General features: G+C 45.4%; 7 protein-coding genes. All 7 read right to left on the bottom strand.

The genetic code is table 11. From position 1 onward, the window contains the following. A partial coding sequence (locus tag VN429_RS07370) for an FKBP-type peptidyl-prolyl cis-trans isomerase (protein ID WP_325631546.1) occupies nucleotides 1-732 on the bottom strand: 732 nt, incomplete at its 3' end. Between the two features lie 67 nt (nucleotides 733-799). After that, nucleotides 800-1,942: a sugar-specific transcriptional regulator TrmB gene (locus VN429_RS07365; RefSeq protein ID WP_325631544.1), complete on the bottom strand. Its 1,143-nt coding sequence runs from the start codon at nucleotides 1,940-1,942 to the stop codon at nucleotides 800-802. Continuing rightward, entirely contained in the window at nucleotides 1,926-2,918 is a 993-nt protein-coding gene (locus VN429_RS07360) for a homoserine dehydrogenase (RefSeq protein ID WP_325631540.1), read from the bottom strand. The genes VN429_RS07365 and VN429_RS07360 overlap by 17 nt, the downstream gene beginning before the upstream one ends. 1 nt (nucleotide 2,919) lies before the next feature. Further along, nucleotides 2,920-3,405: an amino acid-binding protein gene (locus VN429_RS07355; protein WP_325631536.1), complete on the bottom strand. Its 486-nt coding sequence runs from the start codon at nucleotides 3,403-3,405 to the stop codon at nucleotides 2,920-2,922. Between the two features lie 145 nt (nucleotides 3,406-3,550). Further along, nucleotides 3,551-4,528 (bottom strand): PEGA domain-containing protein, encoded by a 978-nt coding sequence (locus tag VN429_RS07350; RefSeq protein WP_325631534.1) that lies wholly within the window; start codon nucleotides 4,526-4,528, stop codon nucleotides 3,551-3,553. 104 nt (nucleotides 4,529-4,632) lie between these two features. Continuing rightward, on the bottom strand, nucleotides 4,633-5,301 hold the full coding sequence (locus VN429_RS07345) for a PEGA domain-containing protein (protein ID WP_325631531.1): 669 nt from the start codon (nucleotides 5,299-5,301) through the stop codon (nucleotides 4,633-4,635). 116 nt (nucleotides 5,302-5,417) lie between these two features. Further along, nucleotides 5,418-5,982 (bottom strand): DJ-1/PfpI family protein (locus VN429_RS07340; protein ID WP_325631529.1); only part of this gene is annotated, 565 nt, incomplete at its 5' end.

The raw sequence follows: 5,982 nt of genomic DNA, 5'->3' as shown, positions 1-5,982 counted from the left end.
TTTCTTTTCAGTTGCTGGCTGCTGAGAAGAGGAAGACTTGCTTTTCCCGGTTGTATCAACTGGAACCTGAACTGTCTGGTTCTGTTGCTGCTGAAGGTTCTTCACCATCTCTTCGACCTCTTTTGCAGGAGTAAGGTTTACCAAGGTGATATCGAAGGTGAGGGTCTGACCTGCAAGTTGACTATTCAGATCAAAGGTAACGTTCGTGGAATTCATTGCAATGATCTTTGCCGGGAAGTATGCCTGACCATTGAACAGGGTTACCGTGTCGCCAATGGTAATATTTCCCTTCTCTTCTTTCGGGATGAAATCAATCGGCATTGATTTAATCAGAGATGGATCGTACTGTCCATATGCCTCTTCAGGACTCAGGGTAAACTTTTTGTTCTGACCGGTCTTCATACCCTTAATCTGGTTTTCAAATCCAACGATTGCAGTACCTTCCCCAATGATAAACTGGAATGGACCACGGTCTTTGGAACTGTCAAATACAGATCCATTTGCGAGAGTTCCTGTGTATTCTATCTCAACAAGGTCTCCATTCTGAACACCATCTCCGGGAACTGCAGACTGAACTGCTTGTGATGGCTGTGCTGACTGGGATGTCGTTGCTGGTGATTTTGTTGCATCTTTGCTGGTACACCCGGCTGCCAGCAGGGCAAGGGCGAGAAGAACGACGCAGACTACGGTGAGATATCTGTGTCTGCGGGGAATGATCTGAGATCTGTCCATACTCAGCTATAGCACAGGTTTAGTCAAATAGTATTCCCTCGTGGTCATTCAGATCTTACTCCTAGAATCAGTCATCTGAATAATTATCTGATGAACCGGGCAAGCCCGTGGGATCTCTGCCGGGATCAAGAAGCAGTTCAGCAGGAAGTCCCACTAGTGCGACTGCTGCAAGAGCGCCGATAACACCCTCACCACCAGACAGCATAACTGAAAAAGATTCAGCTATACTTTTGGCAGTTGAATAGGATACTATCTCACGCCGGGCAGTAAGGCCAAATGACTTTAAATCATCATTGATCCGAAGCCCGGACCGGACTGCTACACCCCAGGAAGGGGAGACACTCTCCTCGCTTACAAACCTGATAGTTTCAGAGATAATCTGCTCTACCATATCTGGCTCAACAGCCAATTCAATGGCGCTGCATGAATTACCTGCAGTTTTTCTGCTAACATCAGGAAAGAGCATCATTACATGGTGAGTTATTGGAAACACACCTGAGAACCCGCCAAGATGTTGCAGGAGGGCAATTGCCAGTGCAAATGTTGCACCACCACCCTGTGAATCTGTATCATCAATCCCAATAGTCAGATGGGATAGTGCCTTTGTCCGGATAATGCCTTTAGTACATGATCCATCCTTACTCGTTTCCACACCGAGAACACCCCGGGCAAGACCCATCATACCGGACAGAGAGAATGCAGGACCACCCACTGATTTTATCTGCTGGATGACCTGATCATTGTCCAGATACACACCAGTCACTGCCACTGCTGAGTGAGGATAGAGTCCAACTGTGGCTTCATTCTCTCCAAGATGAACAAACTCACGGAGAAGAGTACCATCCCTGACTATGGTTATTCGGTTTTTACTACCAAGTTCGTGATGATACCCACAGAAACCTGCACACGCACTGCTCATGCATTCGTGTACTATCTCAACGAGATCACCATCAACTGAAGTAAAAATTCGTTTGCATGCACTTCTTGGAAGGGCACTGGTTGCAGCATACTGGGCCGGGGTCCTGCCCCTTGGAGGCTGAAGGATGACCACACATCCTTCTTCACTCAAACGAAGAACCCAGTCCTGCACAGTACTGCGGGGAACCCCGGTCTCCTTCTGAATCTCCTGCACCGTGAAAAAACCTTTTTCAAGGGTTAGCCTGCGCATGAGCTGGAGATACGTACGACGTCGCTCAATTACCCCCTGCATCCATATCCCTTATTGAGAAAATATCACCTATCACAGCACTTGCAGTCTCAAGTGATCCCGCCCCTTTCCCTACAAACAAGAGATCCCCTGCAAGATCTGTCCTGACAATTATTGCATTGAGCGAACCCTGGACAACCAGGGGATGGTCTTTGGGAATAATCCGGGGACAGAGCCGGTAGACATTGTCTTCGGGTATTATTTCCCCGATAAGTCTGATGGTTGCATCCTGCTGCTCAGCAAGCCGAAGTGCCTCTTCAGTCAGAAGATCAATACCTGTCACATCCACATCATCCAGACTGATATTCTTCTTCCATACTGTATTTGCAAGGATCACAAGTTTTATCGCAGCATCAATACCCTTCACATCATAGGTTGGATCAGCCTCGGCATATCCGAGTGTACGAGCTTCATCAAGGGCCTGCTTGTATGTGAGTTTCTCTTCAGCCATCCTGGTGAGGATATAATTGCATGTACCATTCAGAACACCATACAGGGAAAGGATCTCATTTCCTCCGATGTCATGCATGAGTGTCTGAAGAATAGGAATTGCTCCAGCTACGGTTGCTTCAAACCTGAACTGGACATTGTTCTTTAATGCAAGTGATGAGAGTTCATGGTAATGAAGGGCTACCGGACCCTTATTGGAAGTGACCACATGACACCCCCTCTTCAACGCCTCCCTGATATATGATGTCGCAGGCTCTCCTTTCCCGGCATCGGTCGGGGTCATTTCTACGAGAATGTCATATGGTGCAGTCCGAACTATTGTTTCTGCACTGATGCTCGTATCGCCGCAAATGCCGAACTTCTCTTTTCTGTCGAGGAGTTCCTTAAGGTTCAGGCCATGAGGATCGATGCAACCGGACCGTGAATCTGCTACTGCTGTAATAACCAGGTCAAGGTTTTTTTCTGTAACCGCTTGGATAATTCCACGGCCGACCGCACCAACTCCGAGTAACGCCAGGCGAACAACCATGTCAGATCTCCAGAGGTTCAATCAGAAGGAAATCTTTCTGCTTTGCAACTTGTCTGAGAATATGAAGAGCCTGTTGCATATGCTCACGGGTCAGAGATTTAATTACAAACTGTGCAGATGTTCGCTCATTGATCGCCGGCATCGCTAGGCTCATGTAGGTTACTTCAGCAAATCCTGTCTTATCGATACGATCGATAGTATCGCCCAGATCAGTATGAACAAGATGGCCAATCAGGATAACACTCTGACGATAACTCATCCTTTCTTCTCCAAGCCGGAGGACGTTGATTCCCCTTTCTCGAAGCCTCACAATCAATCCGTCAAGGAGTTCAGGGGGTATCTCTATTACAACCTCTACACTCAAAACACCCTTACCAGAAGTGTGTTCATGCTCATGGATGACAGTTTTTATATTACCACCCATGTCTGATATTGGCATGAGGGCAGCAACGAGTTGCCCTGGAGAATCACGGAGCTCAAGTTTCATCGATACCTGCACGAATTACCCTCCATCATAAATACAGACGTTATCATACGTCTGTTAGATCACCTTAAAAGTTGGATGACTGGATGAAAAGCCTTAGCTTAACAGGTAAGTCTGAATTGATAAAAAAGAAGAGAAAGGCATTCAATCAATGATCAGTCATAATGACCATGACATCATACCCATCGCCCAGGGTATTGTTTGTGACAATCGTTGAAACCTTGAGATTTTTATAAGTGTTCGTTTTTGGAGAAGTTTCGCTTGAGTTGTTCAGGTGAATATATGACGAGCCTGATACATCGTTACCTGATGTTTTTATAACACCGCTTCCAACATCAATCGCAACATCAGGACCTGCAGAGGTATTACTACCGGTTTTAGTATATGCCAGATGAGATGATTCATAAACTCCGGGAGTAAGGTCAAAAAGTGCTGAACCGCCGCTTTTTACATTCGAACCATCACTCAGAGAAATATCAAAGGAGACATCCCGATCAGCAGTGACATATGCCTCCATCGTTTCGTTTTGATACCCTTCCTTGCTAAGGTTTACAATATAAGGGCCTTCCTTAAGTCCGGCAACTTTATTTGGGGTCACACCACGGAGGGTATTATTAATATAAATCTCAGCACCTTCCGGGTTTGTTGATATCATGATATTCCCGGTTCCACCTTTCCGGATCTGGGCATGATCAGTACCGATACCCCTAGCAGCAATAACCGGACTCATGCATGAAGCATAATCATCTGTCCCAATAAACCTGACACGTAGATATTCAGGAGGAGACCCTATAGATCGTAAAAACTCATATCTGCCATTTCTATCGGTCACGACCATATCTATCGAGGAATAACTGTCATTATCCTCTCTGTTTTTTTCGGATGAGTCGAGGAGAATACGTTTATTCCCGAGAATTTCCCCTCCTGCAGTTGTCAGAGTTCCAGAAATATGAAATGACTGGTTTATTGTTGGATCAACAGGAAGCGCACTTATAGTCAGAGAAGTAGGTATCTTTTCCTGTGCGAGTCCTGCAATAGCGCCAACCGATCCCGTGACAAGAACAAGACAGATAAACAGTAAATATCTGATTAAGAAGTAAAGGGGTTTTGAACCGAAGAGCGACATGGATAACAGATATTTGGGTTTATACAGGCATGAAGATATCTTTTCGAAGATCCCATCGGCACAACCAGGAAGTAAAACCAGAAAAAGAGTTGAATTCAGGAGTTTTATTGTTTAAGAGTAATAGTAAGAGAAGCATCAAATTTTGGACTTATGTATACATCCTGAGTTTCATTTTGGTACCCTGCCTTTGACAGCGTTACATTATGAGTACCTTCTGAAAGACCGCCTGCATGATACGGTGAGACACCACGCAGAATATCATCAACATAGACATCTGCTCCCGCCGGGGTTGAGTAGATCATAACAGTGCCGACCTTTTCGGTTATTACCTGTGGATGATCAGTTCCGGCTCCTCTTGCACTTATGACCTTACTCATAATCGGGGCAAAATTGTCATTTCCTAAAAATTTTACTCGCAGGAACTCAGGAGGAGTATCAACTGGACGGAAAAAATCATACTTCCCTTCTGCATCGGTGTCTTTGGTTGCCAAAACTTCAAAACTCTCTGAATCGGTTGCACTTTTCTCTGATGATTCAAGAGTGATGTGTTTATTCCCAAGAGGTTTCCCATCTGAAGAGGAGAGTATTCCTGACACATGGAATGACTCGTTCACTGACGGTTCTGCCGGTGAGAGACCAATAGTAAGGTTTGTCTGAGTTTTATCTGCACTGACTCCGGCAGTTGCTGCAATCAGACTCACAACGACGATGAGACAGATGATTGCCATGAGGCGGAGAGGATTTTGAATGTGAATTAATCGAACTCGTGACATACATACCGGGGTTGGATATCAGAAAAGATGAAGGTATCTGGTTCAACAGATAAATCCCGATACCACCTGATGTAAAGACGAGCAACGGTAAAAAAGGATGAAGATACCACTTCTAATTAAAAAGAAAAACCAGCCTTACTTTGTGTTGCCACAAACTCAGGATTGCCGTCAAGATACTGCACAATCAGTTTTGCAAACTCTACCGATACTTCGAGGCCATTCGCAGTGACGATTCTGTCTTTATATACGAGTGGTTTATTCACGATGATCGCATCATCGATCATCATCTCCCTGACTGTCTGACCGGGAACTACCGTTGCTTCTTTCTTTTTCAGGAGCCCTGCCTTGGCAATTACTATAGGTGCATTGTCTATTGCGGCTACGACTTTCCCTTTTGTATTAAATATCCGCGCAAGTTCATGGAGGTGGGTATTGTTCCACAGATGAACCATCGTCCCCGGCCCCCCGATGATCATCAAGGCATAGTACTCATCAATACCTTTCAGAAGAACATCTTCAAAAGTCCGGTTTACTTTTGCTTTCTTGCCTAGAACACCCATTATCACTCCGACATGGGTTGAAGCAAGTTCAAATTTAACCCCTGCTTCCTGAAAAACTGCTACCGGTTCAATGAGTTCCTCGTCCCTGAACCGTTCAGGGGGGATAGCAATGAGTACCTTC

Origin of the sequence: Methanospirillum sp. (genome assembly GCF_035560735.1) — an archaeon.
In the GTDB taxonomy this organism is placed as follows: Archaea; Halobacteriota; Methanomicrobia; order Methanomicrobiales; family Methanospirillaceae; genus Methanospirillum.
Note: the sequence above shows the minus strand (reverse complement) of the source record. Positions and strands in the feature narration are given on the sequence as shown.